Raw genomic sequence first — 15,925 nt, forward strand, 5'->3', positions numbered from 1 at the left:
TCTTGCCTCAGCCTTGAGGACTGCGTTAAGCCCCGCAATAAAGAAACCGCATGGACAGCAAAGCTTGCCGCGACGCAAGGCCTCGCCCAGAGTTTGCCGCCCGCCACACTTGCGAAAGCGAAACGAGTGAGCAAGGAAAAGACTTTCGCCATTGCCAGCCGGCGCTCACCGCTTGCGCTGGCGCAGGCGCGCCAAATCCAGGCGATGATCGTAAAGGCCGCCGGCATTTCGCCGGAAGCCGCGCCGCTTCAGGAATATGTCTCTTCCGGCGACCGCAATCTTCAGGGGTCGCTCGCCGATATAGGGGGCAAAGGGCTTTTCACCAAAGAGATTGAGGAGGCGCTGTTGTCCGGCGCCGCGCGTTTCGCGGTCCATTCCATGAAGGACATGCCGGCGGAAAGCCCGCCCGGCCTCGTCACGGCCGCGATCCCCGCTCGCGAAGACCCGCGCGATGTTTTCATTTCTTACATAGCGCAAACCCCATGGGATTTGCCTGAAGGCGCGAAAGTGGGGACGGCCTCGGTGCGGCGCGCGGCGCAATTGCTTTCCCGGCGGCCCGATGTGGAGACTGTTCCCTTGCGCGGCAATGTGGGCACCCGACTCGACAAGCTTGAGCGGGGAGAGGCGGCGGCGACCTTCCTGGCGCTTGCTGGTCTCAATCGGCTTGAGCTTGAGGGGCATGCGACCGCGATCATGGCGATCGATGAAATGCTCCCGGCGGTGGGCCAGGGCGCGCTTTGTGTCCAGACGCGCGAGGATGATGTCGAGGCGCGCGAGATCGCGGCGTCGTTCAACTGCGCGCAAACAAGCGTTTGCGTTATTATGGAGCGGGCTTTTCTGACCGGGCTCGACGGGTCCTGCCGCACCCCCATTGGCGGGCTTGCAATTGTGCAGGATGGTGAGGTCCGGTTCCGCGGCGAATTATTGTCGCTCGACGGCAGGGAGCGGTATGTCACCAACAGACGTCTTCCGTATACGGATGATTGCGCCATGGCGGCGGCCCGGACCGGCGCCGAGGCGGCGCTGGAGCTGAGGGAAAAGGCTGGCCCCGATTTCTTCAAAAGGCTGATGGGGTGACGTCAGTCCTGATTACCCGCGCTGAGCCCGATGCGTCGGAATTCGCCGCTGAATGCCGGTTGCGGGGGCTTGATCCTGTCATCTCTCCGGTGATGCGCATTGAGATTGAAAAGACGGAGCCGGACCTCTCCGATGTCGGCGCTCTCGCCTTCACCTCGGTCAATGGGGTGCGCGCCTTTGCGGCGAATTCGCCGGAGCGGTCCCTGCCGGTTTTTGCAGTGGGGCCGGTTACGGCGGCGGCGGCGACAGCGGCGGGCTTTCAGCAAATCGGTGTCGCGGGCGGCGATGTTCACACCCTGACCAATCATATCGCCGCCGAAAGCGCTCTTTTGGGTAAAGCCATATTGCATATCGCAGGGGCCGATCGGGCGGGAGACCTCGTCGCCATGCTCGGCGAGCGCAGCGTCGCCGCCCGCCGCCAGACCCTTTACCATGCTAAGGCCGAAGACATGCTTTCCGCCGAGGCGGTGGCGGCGCTGAAGGGCGAGCCCGGTCTCTGGGTCACGCTTTTTTCACCACGCACCGCGACGCTGTTTCTGGCGCTGGCCGAAAAAGCGGGGCTGACCTCGCAGCTCGCACAGGCGCGCGCCCTCTGCCTCAGTGCGGCGGTGGCGCAGGCGGCGTCCGCCGTCATTTGGGGCGAGACCGTGGTAGCCTCTGACCTGACGGCGCAAGGCATGCTCGAAACCATCACGGGCGGGGGCCCACGCGCTTGAGCGCAACCCAGCCGGGCCTTATCTACAAAAGGCGGGCAGTTGAGGATGAAACGTGACGCAGAATGGCGACGCACAGGATAAGAAGGATGAGGACAGCCTCCCTGAGGTGGAGGCGGAACTTGTCAGTAAGACGCCGCCGGTTGAGGACGCGTTTGAAGATGACGCGCCGGCGGATCAGGCGCCGCCGGATGCGCATGAAAGCAATCCGGGAGATGGAGACGGCGACAACGGGGGAAAGCGCAAATCAACCCTGACCCCCGGGGTCATGTTGTTTCTGGCGTTTGTCGTCGTGGCGTTGATCGCCTTCGCGGTCTGGCGCGTTCAGATGAAACCCGTCAGTGACGGCGCCGCGGTGACTGCGCCGCCCGTGGAAGAAACGGCGCCTGCAATTTCTGAAGCGCAGGATGATTCTACGGTCGCGTCTGAGCCGGAAACGGAGTCAGAAGCTGCGCCTGAGGCTGATACGCCTGAAACGCCGCAGCAGAAAATCGAAAATCTCGCCGCCGATGATCTGGCGCCAGAGCCCTTTGAAGAAGCCGCAGGCGAAACCGGCGAGCAAAGCGGTGGGTTTTTGCCGCCGGTGACGGAGGCGGGCGGCTCAAAAATCTCCAATAGCGTTGAAGAAGGCGCAAAGGAGGCCATGCGCCAATTCGGCGAGGCTGAAGCGGTGCAGGATAAAAATCCGCCTACGGATGAAGCAGCGGAGGCTGTCGCCACCGATGACGCAGAGGTCGCTGGTGACGAGGCGCAGGAAGATCTCTCTGTCGCGCCTGTAAGCGAGCCTTCTGAAGACGTAGCGCACGAGGCTGAAACTGATGCTGATACGGAAGTTGCTGTATCGCCCGAAACGTCAGCCGAGGACGAAGCGGTCGCCATGCAGTCGGAGATGGAATCCATGCGCGCGGCCTTTGAAGAGGAGCGTGCGGAACTGGCCGCCGCGCTGGAAAGCGCGCGGCGGATCAACACGGATCAGAATGATGAGCTTCAGGATATGCTGGAGACGCTTCAACTCGCCAATGCGCGCGAAGAAGCGCTGAAACAGGAAATCGCAACTATGCGCAGCGAGATGGAAAAGCTGCGCAGGGAAGGCGCGACGCTCTCCAGACAGCATATGAAAGCCTCCTATGCGCTCGCCGCTCTCTCTCGTGCGGTTGATCAGGGCGCGCCTTTCACGGAGGAGCTTGCTGTGCTCGCCGAGTTTGAGCCCTCTGCAACGGCTGCGCTCGAGACGCATGCGCAAACCGGGGTCAAAAGCGACGTTCAATTGCGCGAAAACTTCGATGCTGCGGCGCGCCGCGCGCTAGCCGCCGCAGGCCAGGCGGAGGCGGGCGGCGGCTTGTCCGGCATTATGGCGCGGGCGAAAAGCCTCATCAGCGTGCGCCCTGCCGTACCCATGGATGGAGACGATCCCGGCGCGATCCTGTCACGGGCGGAAAATGCGCTGGAACAGGGTGAAATTGGCTTTGCGCTGCTTCAGCTTGAAGATCTGCCATTGCCTGCGCAAGAAGCTATGGCCGGGTGGATCGCGAATGCGCGCGCACGCGCGGAAGCGCAGGCGGCGATCGCGAGGCTCACGGTGCAGCTTTCCGGCGACGCGGAATAAGGGGGCGTTATGATCCGCATTCTGATGTTTTTGCTGGGCGCTGTCTTTTTCGCCTTTGTCATTACTTATTTTGCAAGTCTCGATAGCCGCATCACCGGCGAGGCGTTCGGCTATCATTTCGACGGACCCTCGGGCCTGATCATGGGTGGGCTGATGGTGCTTTTTCTTGCGGCGATCTATCTGACCCACAAGATCAAGGACATCTTGGCGATCCCGGCGAAGATCAAAGCCAAGGACGCCCAGACAAAACGTGAGCGCGGCATCGCCGCCCTGACGCGTGGGCTTGAAGCGGCGGCGGCCGGCGATGGCGAGGACGCGGCCCATCATGCGCGTGTTGCGCGCCGCAATCTGGAAGATGTTGCGCTGACGCGTCTCCTGACGGCGCAGGCGGCGCAGCTTTCCGGCGACGCGGCGGCGGCGAAGGAAAGCTTTTCGGCCATGCTCGCGGCGCCCGAAACGGAATTTATCGGCCTCAAAGGTCTTTATGCGCAGGCGATGGCGGCGGGCGAACATGACGCCGCCAAGGGCTATGCGGAGCGCGCTTTCCGCTTGCGTCCCAACGCCGCCTGGGCGTTCCAGTCGGTGTTCGATCTGGGACTGGAGCGCGGCGCGTGGAACGAAACCCGCGCGGCGGTGATCAACGCGCAAAAGAACAAGGTGATCGAAAGCGCCCGCGCCGACCGCGCCCGCGCAGCCTTGTTGACAGCTGACGCTCATGCGGAAAGCGATCCGGCGGCGGCCATGAGTGAGGCTGAGGCGGCTTTGAAGCTCGCGCCGGATTTCACCCCGGCGTCGGCTCTTGCGGCGCGCATCGCCATGGATGAAGGCAAAACCGCCAAGGCGGCGAAGATTTTGGAGGCCGGTTTCACGGCGAGCGCCCATCCCGCGCTGATCAAGCTCTATGATCGTCTTTGCAAGGACGATGCGCCGGAAAAACGCGCCGCCAGGCTGACCAAGCTGGCCGAGAAAAATCCGGCCTCCGATGAGGCGGCGCTGTTAAAAGCGCGCGCAGCGACGCTCACCGAGGACTGGCAGGGCGCCGTCGACGCGTTGGAAGCGCATGTGTCGAAGACGGCGAGCCCTGCGGCTTTCTCCCTGATGGCGAAAGCGGCGGCGGGCCTTCGCGGCGAGGCGGCGGCGCAAGTGTGGTACGAACATGCGGCCTCCGCGCCGCGCGATCCGCGCCCCGGCGCCGACGGCGCGTTTCATCTGACGCGCGAAGGATGGGCGCGCCTGATCCGCGAATATATGGACTTCGCCCGGCTTTCGCCGCCGCCGATTGAAGAGGCGACAGCCGGTCTCGCGCCCGAAGAAGTGCGGCTACTGCTCGCGCCGCCGGTTATTGAAGAACCAGAGGCGGCGCCGGTTGATGAAAGCGCCTCAGACGAGTCAGAGGTGCCATTGGCGGCGCCGGCTGAAAAAACGGCTCCTGCTGACAAGGACGGCTCGCTTTACGACGACCCGGAAGGCGACGATCACATCCATGACGACGAAGAGGCAGAGCGCGCGGCCAACGCAGCCAGGAATGTGTCCTGACCGGGTTCGCGTCCTTCACTTGCGCTATTCGCTCACCGTTATGGTCGTGAAAAGACCTTTGCTCTTAGGATCAGGAATTTCCGCAAGCATGCCATACTCGCCCGGGGCGAGGTCGGCTGTGAAATAGCCGACGCTTCCCGCCGGCATGTCATGAACGCCGCCCACGAATTTCGCAGGCGCAGGGGTTTCCTGACCATGGGGAAGCATGAAGTCCATCCAGGTCGCAACGGCGTCTGTGTCGGTGTCGTCTTCCAGGCGGAAAATGTGTGCGTCATGGCCAACCAGGCCATACGCCATCTGATCGGCAAATTCGACGCGAACCGTGTTCGGCCCTGCGCGAAATGCGCCGGATGTCGTCTCGTAGCCGTTGCTGGAAACAGCGATGGTGACGTTTGCATCTGGTTCCACAGCGCCGCTGTCCGTTTCGGTCACGGTCAGCGGATGCATCATCCCGAATTCTCCGGGAGTCGGATTGTAATTATGCAAAAAGCCGTTGGTCTTCACATAGCATTCGATCATGTAATCGCCGGGCTCAAGATACATGGTTGCCTCGGTGGTGGTGGCGCCGGCGACGAAGCCGGGCCCGCCGAGATAGACGATATCTGCGGTCCAGGCGGGGAATTGCTGCACCAGAGCCGCAACTTTTTCGTCGTCCCCTTCGAGTTGCGCGGTTAGCACGGCCTGGAAAAGGTTGGCGGCTTCATCCCTGACCTGTTCTGCGGTTACGCCGTCGGGAAGGCGATAGACGAGCGCGAAATGCGTCATGCCGGACATGTTGTTGAGACGGATCGTGGTCCAGCCCGACGCAATTTCATCGGGGCCTTCAAACAGCATGCCGGCGACATCGAGCTCGAGTAGGTTTTGGCTGGCGGTTTCGCTTTGATCGCCCGCCGGAGTGTCGGCGCCTGTTGCGGTTTTGTCGCCGCACCCTGCTATAGCGATGACGAATAGCGCAGCGGTCAGCTGCGGGATAAATGATTTCAAGATGTCCCCCTTATTTGTCAGTAGACGGCGCATCACGCGCCAGAAAAACTCTATTTACTCCGCAGCGTCTTTCTTTTCGATGTCATCGTCGTTTGCTGCGGTGTCCGTCGGCTGCTCTGCTTCCCTGGCCTCTTTCGCGGCGGCCTTTTCGGCGGCTTTCGCTTCTTTTTCGAGGCGCTTTTTCTCGGCTTTTTCCGCCGCTTCCCGCTTTTTGAGCTCTTTCCTGTCAAAGGCGGTCATGGGCGGTTCTTCCTTCGCCGCTTCCGCCGCCTCCAGCGCCTCTTCGGCGAGGGTTTTGACTTTGAGGAAATCGATCTTGCCGGTGCCGAGCACGGGGATTTCGTCGACGGAGACGATCTTTTTCGGCACGGCGATTTCAGGCACGCCGTGCGATTGCGCCCAGGCGAGGAGGAGCGGGCGCTGCGCGTCGGCGCGGTCGGTGACAAGGATCACCTGCTCGCCTTTTTTCGCATCGGGCATGATCGCCGCCGCGTGGAGATTGTCCGGCCAGACGGCCGACGCGCAGTTCTCGACAACCGCGAGCGACACCATCTCGCCGCCGATCTTGGCGAAGCGCTTCAGACGCCCGCGGATCGACATGTAGCCTTGCGCGTCGAACGAAACGATGTCGCCCGTATCGTGCCAGCCATCGGCGAGCGGCGTAATGACGCCCGGATCTTCCGGCGAGAGATAACCTTTCATGATGTTCAGGCCACGGACGAAAAGCCGCCCTGCGCCTTCAAGGCCCTCAACCGGTTCCAGCCGGTGTTCTATCCCTGGCAGGAGCTGGCCGACCGTGCCGGAGCGAATGTCGCCGGGCTGGTTCGCGGCCAGAACCGGCGAGCCTTCGGTGACGCCATAGCCCTCTAACACCTCGAAACCAAAGCGTTTTTCCGCCGCCTGCCGGGTCTCGTCGCGCACACGCTCGGCGCCGCAAACGGCGATCCGCAGCGACGACATGCCGCCATCGGGGCTCGCGCGCATATATTGCGACAGGAAGGTGTCGGTCGCGAACAGAACGGTTGATCCGGTTTCGAAAATCCGCTTGGGAATGATTTTCGTCTGCAGGGGCGACGGGTGGAACACTACTGGATAGCCATTGAGGATCGGCCACAACGCGCCCGCCGTCAGGCCGTAACAGTGAAAGGTCGGCAGCGGGTTGAAGAAAATATCCGTAGGCAGAAGCTCCACATGCGCGGATATCTGTTCGATATTGGCGATGATGTTCTGGTGCGAAAGAACGACGCCCTTGGGCGCGCCTTCTGTGCCCGATGTGAAGAGAATAACGCCCGGGTCTTCGGGGTTCGGCGTCGCCGCCAGCACCGAAGGAAAAACAGGGCCCAGCAGCGCCAGCGCCTTGTCGCGCGGCTTGATCTGTTCGCGCACATCTTCGAGGTAGATGACCTCAACTACGGCGGAAAGCTCGCCAATAAGCTTTTCAAGCCCGGCAAGCTCAACGAATTTTTTGGAGGATATGATTTTCGTCACTTCCGCGGCCTTGCAGGCGGCGAGGAGGTTTTTCGACCCTGAGGTGAAATTGAGCATCGCCGGCACGCGCCCGCGCGATAAAAGAGCGAAGAGGCCGATAATGGCGCCCGCGCTTGTAGGCAACAAAACGCCGACGCGTTCATGGTTCGCCGTCAGCCGCGCCAGCGCGCCGCCCAAGGCAAAGGCGCCCTGTGTGATGTCTTTATGGGTCAGCTTGCGACCGTCGCCATCGGTGATGACGACTTTGTCGTTTTTCTCGCGCCGCGCATTGTCGAGATAAGCCTGAAAGATCGCACGCCGTGACCGGCGTTCGATCCGCTTGACCGGATCACTCATGGCTCAAGTCCGCCTTCCACCCCGAGGATTATTGTCCCTGTGCATTCCCCTGATTTTCCAATTTAGGGGAGGCGGTGCCGAATATCCAGAAAAAGCAGAGCTCTATCGCCGGATTTGGCCTAGATGGCGCTGGGCTTTCCGCAAAGAAAACGATAGGGGCGCAAAAAAGCCGCCGCCATAGAAGGGAATGGCGGCGGCCAGTCGGGGCGCTTGGGTCGTGTGGGGGGAGAGTAAGCGCCCGAGGGGTTAGAAATTAAATCGGAGGCCTGCCTCGACGATGGAGGCGCGATTTTCGATGTCGAAGTCTGCGGAGAAAAGATCCGCCTCTACGGAAACGTCTGTCGTGGCGCGGTAGCGATAGGCGACCGTAAGATCGATAGAGGGAGAGACTTCATACGCGACGCCTGCAACGCCCTGATAAGCGAATTCAGTCGCCTTATCCTGAATGATGTCGACGCCGGATGGCGAGAAGTCCACATCCGCAAACCCGACGCCGATTCCGGCGCCGATATAGGGTTTTAGCGATCCGCCGGTATTGAAGTCGTAAAAGACGTTGGCCATGACGAATAAGTTCGACACATCGCCCTGACCATCGGCGACAAGATCGCCAACGCTTATGCCTATATTGGGCGATCCGGTGATCAGCACGCCGGCGTCTTCGGTATTGAGAGCAACGCCAGCGGCGGTGACGCCGGCGTGAGAACCGACACCGTTTGACTGATAGGCGACTTCAATCTCGCCGCGAAAGGCGCCGTAGCGTTTGCCGAGCGCGCCTGCGACGGCGAATCCGGCGTCAAAGTCCGTCTCCCATGCTACTGGCGCCTGATCGGGCAGCACTGTCCCCGCCGGAATGGTCGTTCCTTCACCGGTTGTGAATGCGCCATCAAAAACGCCGTCATTTGTAGAGTTACTGAGCAGCGAAACGCCGCCGGAAACCGAGGCGTAATAGTCGTCCGCATATGCTGTTCCTGAAATCGCAGCGGCTGCAATAAGAGCGGTGGAAATAGCTTTTTTTGCGTTCATGATTTCATTCCCTAAATCTGCAGGCTGATTTTTCATCAGCATGTTTCACGGAACTCAACTAATGGGCGGGCGGCGATACGCGCCGCCCGCCATTATTGCGGGGTTACGGCATCACTACGGCGTCGATGACGTGAATGACGCCATTGGACGCTTTGATGTCAGCCGTCGTGACGGATGCGTCATCGACCTTCACGCCGTCGGTGGCGTCCACGGAAATTGTCGAGCCCTGAACGGTTTCAACGTCGAATTTTTGACCGGCGATGTCGGCTGACATCACTTTGCCGGGAAGGACGTGATAGGTCAGAATGGCGATTAACTGGTCCTTGTTTTCCGGCTTCAACAATGTCTCGACAGTGCCGGCGGGCAGCTTTGCAAATGCTGCGTCGGTTGGTGCGAAAACGGTGAAGGGACCTTCACCTTTCAACGTCTCAACCAGGCCGGCTGCTTCCAGCGCGGCGGCCAGCGTGTTGAACTCGCCTGCCGCAACTGCGGTGTCGACAATGTCTTTCTTGGCTTTGCCGTGATGATCGGCGTTGGCAACGCCGAAGGCGGCCGCGAACGCGGCGACGGCGGCGAAAAGCGTCTTCGTAAAATTCATCTTCATATGGGTCTTCTCCCTTTGCTGCACATTCCGCTCGGCGGGGGCTGGAGCGGGCGAAAGGCGCCTGACAGACGCCTTCGGTGATTTTCATATAAAGAAAATAAATTTGATTGATAATAAAAGTTTCGTGAGGATAGACAGAGTTTTCTTGTAAAGAAAAATAGATAGAGCTATTTTTTGTCTAAGGAAAAAATGGACGTCAGATGCTTTCAGAAACGCTCTCAAAAGGCCTCGAAGAATATGAAATCGGATCGAAGGTCCGGGCCTTGCGCCTCGATAAAGGCATGGCGCTGGCGCAATTAGGCGAGCATTCGGGCCTTTCGGTCGGCATGCTGTCGAAAATCGAGCGTGGCCAGATCATTCCGACATTGCCGACTTTGTTGCGCATCGCGATGGTCTACGGCGTCGGCCTCGATCATTTCTTCACCGACGATAACGACCGCCCCCTGATCGCCGTGACGCATAAGAAAGAGCGAATGCGCTTTCCCGAACGGCAAGGGGCTAAAGGCGAAACCTATTTTTTCGAAAGTCTGAACTTTCCGGCTACGGACAGAAAGCTCAACGGTTTCCTCGCAGAGTTTTCCATGAAGTCGGAGCCGTCAGAACCGCATAGCCATGACGGGGTTGAGTTGATTTACATAGTGAAGGGGCAGCTCGCGATCGAGATCGACGGCGATGAACAAATCCTTGATGAAGGCGACGCCATCTATTTTGATAGCCGCACGCCGCACAGTTACCGCAGAGCCGGCAAATCGGCATGTTCGGCGCTGATCGTTGTGACCGCTGACGGCGAGTGACGTCACCCTCGCTTACAACGCTCTGGCGATCTCGTCTTGAATGGCGCTGGCGCTGACGGCTGGGTCTTTCGCGGCGATGATCGGCCGGCCGACCACCAGATGATCGGCGCCGGCGGCGATGGCGTCAGCGGGCGTGACCACCCGTTTCTGATCATTGGCGTCGGCGCCCGTGGGCCGAACGCCGGGGGTGACGATTTTCAATGCGTCGCCGAACCGCGCCTTGATGGCGGCGGCTTCTTTGGCGGAGGCGACAACGCCGTCCGCGCCCGCCTCGGCGGCGAATTCCGCGCGTTTTAGAACAAGATCGGGCAGGGCGATATCGATTCCCATCCGCGTCAGGCTGTCCTGATTGAGGCTTGTCAAAACGGTGACGCCAAGAATTTTGAGGCGCTTGTCATCACCCCTGCCGTCGACGGCGCCTTTCAGCACATCGGGCTCGGCGTGCACGGTCAAAAAATCCCCGCCAAATGTCGCGACGCTTTTGACGCCGCGCTCCACGGTCGCGCCGATATCGTGAAATTTGAAATCGAGAAAAACCTTTTTGCCGTTGTCGGAAAGCCGCTTCGCAAGGTCTAGCCCGCCGATGGGCATCAGCTGATAGCCGATTTTGTAAAATGTTCCCGCCTCGCCAATGGCGTCGATGGCGGTCTGCGCTTCCTCCGCAGACGGAAGATCGAGGGCGATGATCAGGCGGTCTCTGGCGTTCATGATGCGGCTTTCCTTTTTGTCGCTCTCAATTTCGGCTTCCCGGCCAGCTTCTTTTTCGGCGCGGTTTTTTTCTTGGGCGCCGTCTTTTTCGCCGCCGGTTTTGGCTTATCCGGCGACGTCACCTTTTCCTTGAAGCCGCAAAGATCGACAATGGGGCAGCGCCAGCATTCGGGTTTTCGCGCCTTGCAGATATAGCGCCCATGCAGGATCAGCCAGTGGTGGGCGTGCTGCATGAATTCATCGGGGATGATTTTCTCAAGGCCAAGCTCGACTTCCAGCGGGTTTTTGCCGGGGGCGAGGCCGGTGCGGTTGCCGACCCGGAAAATATGGGTGTCGACGGCGATGGTCGGCTGGCCGAAGGCGACATTCATGACCACATTGGCGGTCTTGCGGCCGACGCCGGGCAGGGTTTCCAGATCTTCGCGCGTCTGCGGAACTTCGCCGCCGAAATCGTCGATGATCTTCTGGGACAGCGCGATGACGTTTTTCGCCTTGCCCCGCCACAGGCCGATGGTCTTGATATAGTCGCCCAGTTTTTTCTCGCCCAGCGCCGCCATTTTCTGCGGTGTGTCGGCGATCTCGAACAATGTCTTCGTCGCCTTGTTGACGCCCACATCCGTCGCTTGGGCGGACAGCGCCACGGCGACGACAAGGGTGAACGGGTTTTTGAAATAAAGCTCGGTCTGCGGTTCGGGGCTCGCTTCGGAGAGGCGCTCGAAAATCTTCCGCGCCGTGTTGCGTGTCATTTTTGGCATGTGGTCTCTTGGAATGATTGGCGCGACCATAACGCGCGCTTCTGCGAGGTAAAGTTCCGCCCTTCGTGAATTGCCGAAACCGGGCGGCCGACTTATATTTTCCCCATGCCGCGCAACCGTCATTATGAAACCATGGCCCCGGTGCAAAAGGGGCGCGCCTCCAGCGCCTCCGGGCTGGATGACGTCGCCGACGGGCGGAGCCTTTTTGACGCTGTGCTCTCGCCGAACCGCTCGCTGCCCAATGCCGGCTTTGCGGCGGTGATGACGATTGTCATCCTGTCCAACCTCGCCTTCGGGACGTATTTTTTCCTCAAAGGCGCCTGGCCGGTGGTGGGCTTTTGCGGGCTTGATGTTTTCGCGGTCTGGCTCGCCTTCAAGCTGAGCTACCGTCAGGGCCGGTTGCGCGAGCGGGTGCGCGTCACCGAGGACGAGATGTGGGTGGCGCGGGTGCTCCCCTCCGGGCATGAGACCCGTTGGCGGCTCCAGCCCTTCTGGACCCGGGTCTTCATCGAGCGGCCCATCGGCCATGAAAGCCAGGTGCGGGTCACCTCCCGGGGGCAGACCCTGATCCTCGGATCGTTCCTGTCCCCCGACGAGCGGGGCCGGTTCGCCGAAGCCCTGTCGAACGCCTTGGGCAAAGCGCGCCAATAGGCTACACGGGGCCTCTTTTAAACGAACAGGACCCAGATGCTCGGCTTTTTCCTTGTTGTGTTTGCGCTGCTCGCTTTGGCGGGCGGTCTCTATTGGCGCTGGCGGACAAAGATCGCCGAGGAGGTCGTAGAGGGCGCCGCCATCGAATGGGCGCTGATCCGGAAGAATGAGCCGGAATTTCTCGAAGGCATCACCGAGGAGAAGTTTCGCGAGGTGTATGCGCTGGTGCACACGCCGCGTTTTCCGAAATATGCGCTCGGTGCGATTGCGTCGTTTTTCGTCTCCTTGCCCGTGACATTTGCGATGCTGAATGTGGGGCTCTGGCTTGCCGGCGCCGCCGGTCTTATTCCGGAGCCGGTTGATGTCGCCGACCGTGTTTTTGTCGAAGACGGCAAGCTCGTGATCTTCAAGGATACGCCGCCCGAGGCTGCGCTTTATTATATTCGCGACGTCGCGGGGTTTTATTATTTTTTCGGCGTGATGGTCGTCTGGCTCGTCATCGTCTGGTTTTTCATGCGCCGGTTTCATGCCCGCCGACCGGGCTATCTGCGCGATGAGCTGATCCGCGCAAAAGGATAGGGAGAAGACATGCGTTATTTGCACACCATGGTGCGGGTCAAAGACCTCGACCAGTCGCTCGATTTCTACTGCAACAAGCTCGGCCTCGTTGAGGTTCATCGCATGGAGAACGAAAAGGGCCGATTTACGCTGGTCTTTCTCGCCGCGCCAGAAGACGCCGAAGCGGCGAAAGAGAAAAAAGCGCCGCTCGTCGAACTGACCTATAATTGGGACACGGAAGATTATGACGGCGGGCGCAATTTCGGCCATCTCGCCTATCTGGTGGACGATATTTACGCTGCCTGCCAAAAATTGAAAGACGCGGGCGTCGTCATCAACCGGCCGCCTCGCGACGGTCACATGGCGTTTGTGCGCTCGCCCGATAATATTTCCATTGAGCTTCTTCAAAAAGGCGAGAGGCTCGCCCCTGCCGAGCCCTGGGCCTCTATGGAAAACACCGGAAACTGGTAAGAAGCTTAGGCTTTCCTTAACGCCCGCAAGTCGACATTAAGGCGCCCGCCCAAAGCGCCCCCATTAGAAAGTTTGCCGATGACGGACCTTCCCGTTCAGCTTGAAAATGTCACCAAGCGATACGGCCCCTTCACGGCGGTGGACGATCTTTCCTTCGCGGTCGGACAGGGCGAAATTTACGGTTTTCTGGGGCCCAATGGCGCGGGCAAGACAACGACGCTCCGCATGCTGCTCGACATTGTGCAGCCGACGGAGGGGCGCATTTCGGTCCTTGGATCGAACTCCGCGATCTCCGTGCGCCGGCGCATCGGCTATCTGCCGGAGGAACGCGGGCTATACCGCAAGATGAAAGCCGCGGACTCGATCGCCTATTTCGCGCGCCTGCGCGGGCTTTCCGGCGCGGCGGCGAAGAAACGCGCTTATGCGTTGCTGGAGCAATTCGGCCTTGGCGACTTTGCGCGCTCGAAATGCGAAGCGCTGTCGAAGGGCATGGCGCAAAAAGTTCAATTGCTCGCCACCATCGCCCATGAGCCGGAGCTTCTCATTCTTGACGAACCGTTTTCCGGCCTTGATCCGATCAATCAGCAAACGCTGGAAGATCTGATCGCCGAACAGCGCGCGGGAGGACGCACGATTATTTTCTCTACCCATGTGATGCAGCATGCGGAGCGGCTCTGCGATCGCTTCCTGATCATCGCCAAGGGGCAAAAACGGTTTGAGGGAACCTTGTCCGAAGCGCGCGCCGGTTTTGGGCGTCATATCCATGTGCGTTCGCCGGCGCCGGCCGCCGCCTTTGAGGCGTTTTCCGAGGTTCTTTCCGTTCGGCTTGAACGGGGCGGCGGCGATGAGAACGATTATGACATCGAACTCGGCGAAAACGCCGATCCGCAAGGGTTTTTGCATCAGGCGGTCGCCGCCGGAATTGTCCTGACCCGTTTCGAACAGGCCGGCGCGACGCTCCATGACATCTTCGTGGCGCTCGCCGGTGATGAGGCGCTGGCCCCGCTTTCGGGCGCGCGGGCGGAGGCGGCTGAATGAAACAGGTGCTTCTCATCGCCTGGCGCGAATACAAGCAATATGTCCTCTCGCGCGGCTTCCTGATTTTTCTTGTGATGTTCCCCCTGGGGCTTGGGGGCCTGACCGCCGCCATGGGTTTTGCCGAACGGAGCAAGCCGTCGCGCGTCTTTGTCGTCTATGATGAGACCGGTCAGTATGCAGACGAGATCGACCGGGAGATTGCGCGCCGTCATGCGCTGGCGACGCTGAATGCGTGGAATGTTTATCTCGCCGCCTTTGCGCCCGTGGCCGCGGTGGAAGCCCTGCCTGCGCCTTTCGCGCCGGATGGGGTGAGCGACGCACGGGTGAAGGAGATCGAGGAGGCTGGCGGCTACGCCGCGGCGGAGGCGGCCGTTGCGGAAATTCTGCGGCCAGGCGCTCCGGCATTTACACCCCCGCGCCAGCAATTCGAGCGAGTCGCGGGGCCGGTGGCGCTGGCGGTGGCAAGGTCGGTGGAGGAGGCGGAAGCGATCTTGCGCCCCTATCTGCTCGATGAACGCAGCATCATTCGCGCCGACGGCGAGACCGCGCCGCTTTTTGCAGCGGTGCTGATACCGCAAGGGTTCGGCGCGCCCGCGTTCACTGGCGCCGAGGCGCCATCCGCGCAATATTGGAGCCGCAATCTGACCGACACGGCGCTTGAAGACCTTGTCGGCAATGCGCTCGATGCGGCCTTGAAACGCGAAGCGGCGGAGGCCTTGGGTCTGCCGCGCGCCGCGCTTGACGACGTCGCCGCCATCGCTGCGCCATTTGAGGCTTACCGCCCCGACCGCGAAGCCGAAGAAGCCCAGCTCGATATGCAGGACCGGATCGAAACGCTGATGCCGGCGGCGCTCACCTATATGCTGCTGGTGATTATTTTCGGCGTCGGCAATCTGCTGCTGACGAATACGATTGAAGAACGCTCCAACAAGATCGTTGAAATCCTTTTGTCCTCGGTGACGGCGGGTCAGTTGATGCTGGGCAAGCTGATCGGCATTGCGGCGGTGGGGCTGACCATGCCGGCGATTTTCCTTTTCGGCGGGCTGGCGGGCTCGGCGGCGCTGGGCGTCGGCGGCGCCAATGTCATGGGCTCTGTTTTCGCCTCGCTGTTCACCTCGCCGCTGTTGCTGATCTATCTTTTCTATTTCTTCTGCGCCTATGCGATTTTCGCGATGATTTTTCTCGCCATCGGCGCGGTCTCGAATTCGCTGCAGGACGCGCAGTCCTATATGGGCCCGGTGATGTTGCTCGTTTTCGCGCCGCTGCCCTTCATGATCATGGTGTTTGAAAATCCCAATGGTTTCATCGCGTCGCTGCTGACCTGGATTCCCATTTACACGCCCTATGCGGTGATGATGCGCGCCGCCGCCGATCCGCCCTTGTGGGAAATTGTTGGCGCGACCGCGCTTATGCTCGCCTTTGCAACTGTGCTGGTGCGCTTTCTGGGCCGGATTTTCCGTAATGCGATCCTGCAATCCTCGCCGCCGAAGGCGCGTGAGGTCTGGCGACTGGCGCGGCAGGACGCGGCCTAGGCGCATCAGGCGCATTATAGTCACCGCGCCGATTGGCGCAGTGGCGTTTGT

Annotated in this window: 16 protein-coding genes; 10 read left to right on the forward strand and 6 right to left on the reverse strand. The window is 60.6% G+C overall.

The window, feature by feature from the left end:
- The first annotated feature begins 126 nt into the window (after positions 1–126).
- From hemC to ACFOOP_RS05830, 4 genes are read left to right on the forward strand one after another with little or no spacing between them, the layout of a single operon-like run.
- Positions 127–1,077: a hydroxymethylbilane synthase gene (gene hemC, locus ACFOOP_RS05815; RefSeq protein ID WP_379879921.1), complete on the forward strand. Its 951-nt coding sequence runs from the start codon at positions 127–129 to the stop codon at positions 1,075–1,077.
- Positions 1,074–1,793, forward strand: coding sequence for a uroporphyrinogen-III synthase (locus tag ACFOOP_RS05820; protein ID WP_379879922.1), 720 nt, complete (start codon positions 1,074–1,076; stop codon positions 1,791–1,793). Before hemC ends, ACFOOP_RS05820 begins: the two co-directional genes overlap by 4 nt.
- 52 nt (positions 1,794–1,845) lie before the next feature.
- Positions 1,846–3,396, forward strand: a complete 1,551-nt coding sequence (locus ACFOOP_RS05825; RefSeq protein ID WP_379879923.1) for a COG4223 family protein — start codon at positions 1,846–1,848, stop codon at positions 3,394–3,396.
- 9 nt (positions 3,397–3,405) lie between these two features.
- A complete protein-coding gene (locus ACFOOP_RS05830; protein WP_379879924.1) occupies positions 3,406–4,932 on the forward strand; it encodes a heme biosynthesis protein HemY in 1,527 nt (508 codons plus the stop codon).
- A gap of 24 nt (positions 4,933–4,956) precedes the next feature.
- On the opposite strand, the gene ACFOOP_RS05835 is transcribed toward ACFOOP_RS05830, so the two are convergent.
- From ACFOOP_RS05835 to ACFOOP_RS05850, 4 genes are all read right to left on the reverse strand, one after another.
- Complete coding sequence (locus tag ACFOOP_RS05835; protein WP_379879925.1) at positions 4,957–5,916, reverse strand: hypothetical protein; 960 nt, start codon at positions 5,914–5,916, stop codon at positions 4,957–4,959.
- A gap of 54 nt (positions 5,917–5,970) precedes the next feature.
- Positions 5,971–7,740: an AMP-binding protein gene (locus ACFOOP_RS05840; RefSeq protein WP_379879926.1), complete on the reverse strand. Its 1,770-nt coding sequence runs from the start codon at positions 7,738–7,740 to the stop codon at positions 5,971–5,973.
- A 246-nt stretch (positions 7,741–7,986) separates the two neighbouring features.
- Positions 7,987–8,763 (reverse strand): outer membrane protein, encoded by a 777-nt coding sequence (locus tag ACFOOP_RS05845; RefSeq protein ID WP_379879927.1) that lies wholly within the window; start codon positions 8,761–8,763, stop codon positions 7,987–7,989.
- A 103-nt stretch (positions 8,764–8,866) separates the two neighbouring features.
- Entirely contained in the window at positions 8,867–9,367 is a 501-nt protein-coding gene (locus ACFOOP_RS05850; RefSeq protein ID WP_379879928.1) for a fasciclin domain-containing protein, read from the reverse strand.
- 200 nt (positions 9,368–9,567) lie between these two features.
- Here ACFOOP_RS05850 and ACFOOP_RS05855 point away from each other — a divergent pair, with 200 nt between their 5' ends.
- Complete coding sequence (locus tag ACFOOP_RS05855; protein WP_379879929.1) at positions 9,568–10,161, forward strand: helix-turn-helix domain-containing protein; 594 nt, start codon at positions 9,568–9,570, stop codon at positions 10,159–10,161.
- 12 nt (positions 10,162–10,173) lie between these two features.
- On the opposite strand, the gene pyrF is transcribed toward ACFOOP_RS05855, so the two are convergent.
- Both pyrF and nth read right to left on the reverse strand, forming a co-directional pair.
- Entirely contained in the window at positions 10,174–10,869 is a 696-nt protein-coding gene (gene pyrF, locus ACFOOP_RS05860; RefSeq protein ID WP_379879930.1) for an orotidine-5'-phosphate decarboxylase, read from the reverse strand.
- Positions 10,866–11,624: an endonuclease III gene (gene nth, locus ACFOOP_RS05865; protein ID WP_379879931.1), complete on the reverse strand. Its 759-nt coding sequence runs from the start codon at positions 11,622–11,624 to the stop codon at positions 10,866–10,868. The genes pyrF and nth overlap by 4 nt, the downstream gene beginning before the upstream one ends.
- 105 nt (positions 11,625–11,729) lie before the next feature.
- On the opposite strand from nth, the gene ACFOOP_RS05870 reads away from it, so the two are divergent.
- The 5 genes from ACFOOP_RS05870 to ACFOOP_RS05890 all read left to right on the forward strand — a co-directional run bounded on the left by ACFOOP_RS05870 (position 11,730) and on the right by ACFOOP_RS05890 (position 15,874).
- Positions 11,730–12,275 (forward strand): DUF2244 domain-containing protein, encoded by a 546-nt coding sequence (locus ACFOOP_RS05870; RefSeq protein ID WP_379879932.1) that lies wholly within the window; start codon positions 11,730–11,732, stop codon positions 12,273–12,275.
- 36 nt (positions 12,276–12,311) lie between these two features.
- Positions 12,312–12,854 (forward strand): hypothetical protein, encoded by a 543-nt coding sequence (locus tag ACFOOP_RS05875; protein ID WP_379879933.1) that lies wholly within the window; start codon positions 12,312–12,314, stop codon positions 12,852–12,854.
- Between the two features lie 9 nt (positions 12,855–12,863).
- Positions 12,864–13,304, forward strand: a complete 441-nt coding sequence (gene gloA, locus ACFOOP_RS05880; RefSeq protein WP_379879934.1) for a lactoylglutathione lyase — start codon at positions 12,864–12,866, stop codon at positions 13,302–13,304.
- Positions 13,305–13,382: 78 nt separating this feature from the next.
- Positions 13,383–14,342, forward strand: a complete 960-nt coding sequence (locus tag ACFOOP_RS05885; protein ID WP_379879935.1) for an ABC transporter ATP-binding protein — start codon at positions 13,383–13,385, stop codon at positions 14,340–14,342.
- A complete protein-coding gene (locus ACFOOP_RS05890) occupies positions 14,339–15,874 on the forward strand; it encodes an ABC transporter permease (protein ID WP_379879936.1) in 1,536 nt (511 codons plus the stop codon). The genes ACFOOP_RS05885 and ACFOOP_RS05890 overlap by 4 nt, the downstream gene beginning before the upstream one ends.
- Positions 15,875–15,925 lie beyond the last annotated feature (51 nt).

This window comes from Hyphococcus aureus (assembly GCF_042643165.1).
Classification (GTDB): domain Bacteria; phylum Pseudomonadota; class Alphaproteobacteria; order Caulobacterales; family Parvularculaceae; genus Hyphococcus; species Hyphococcus aureus.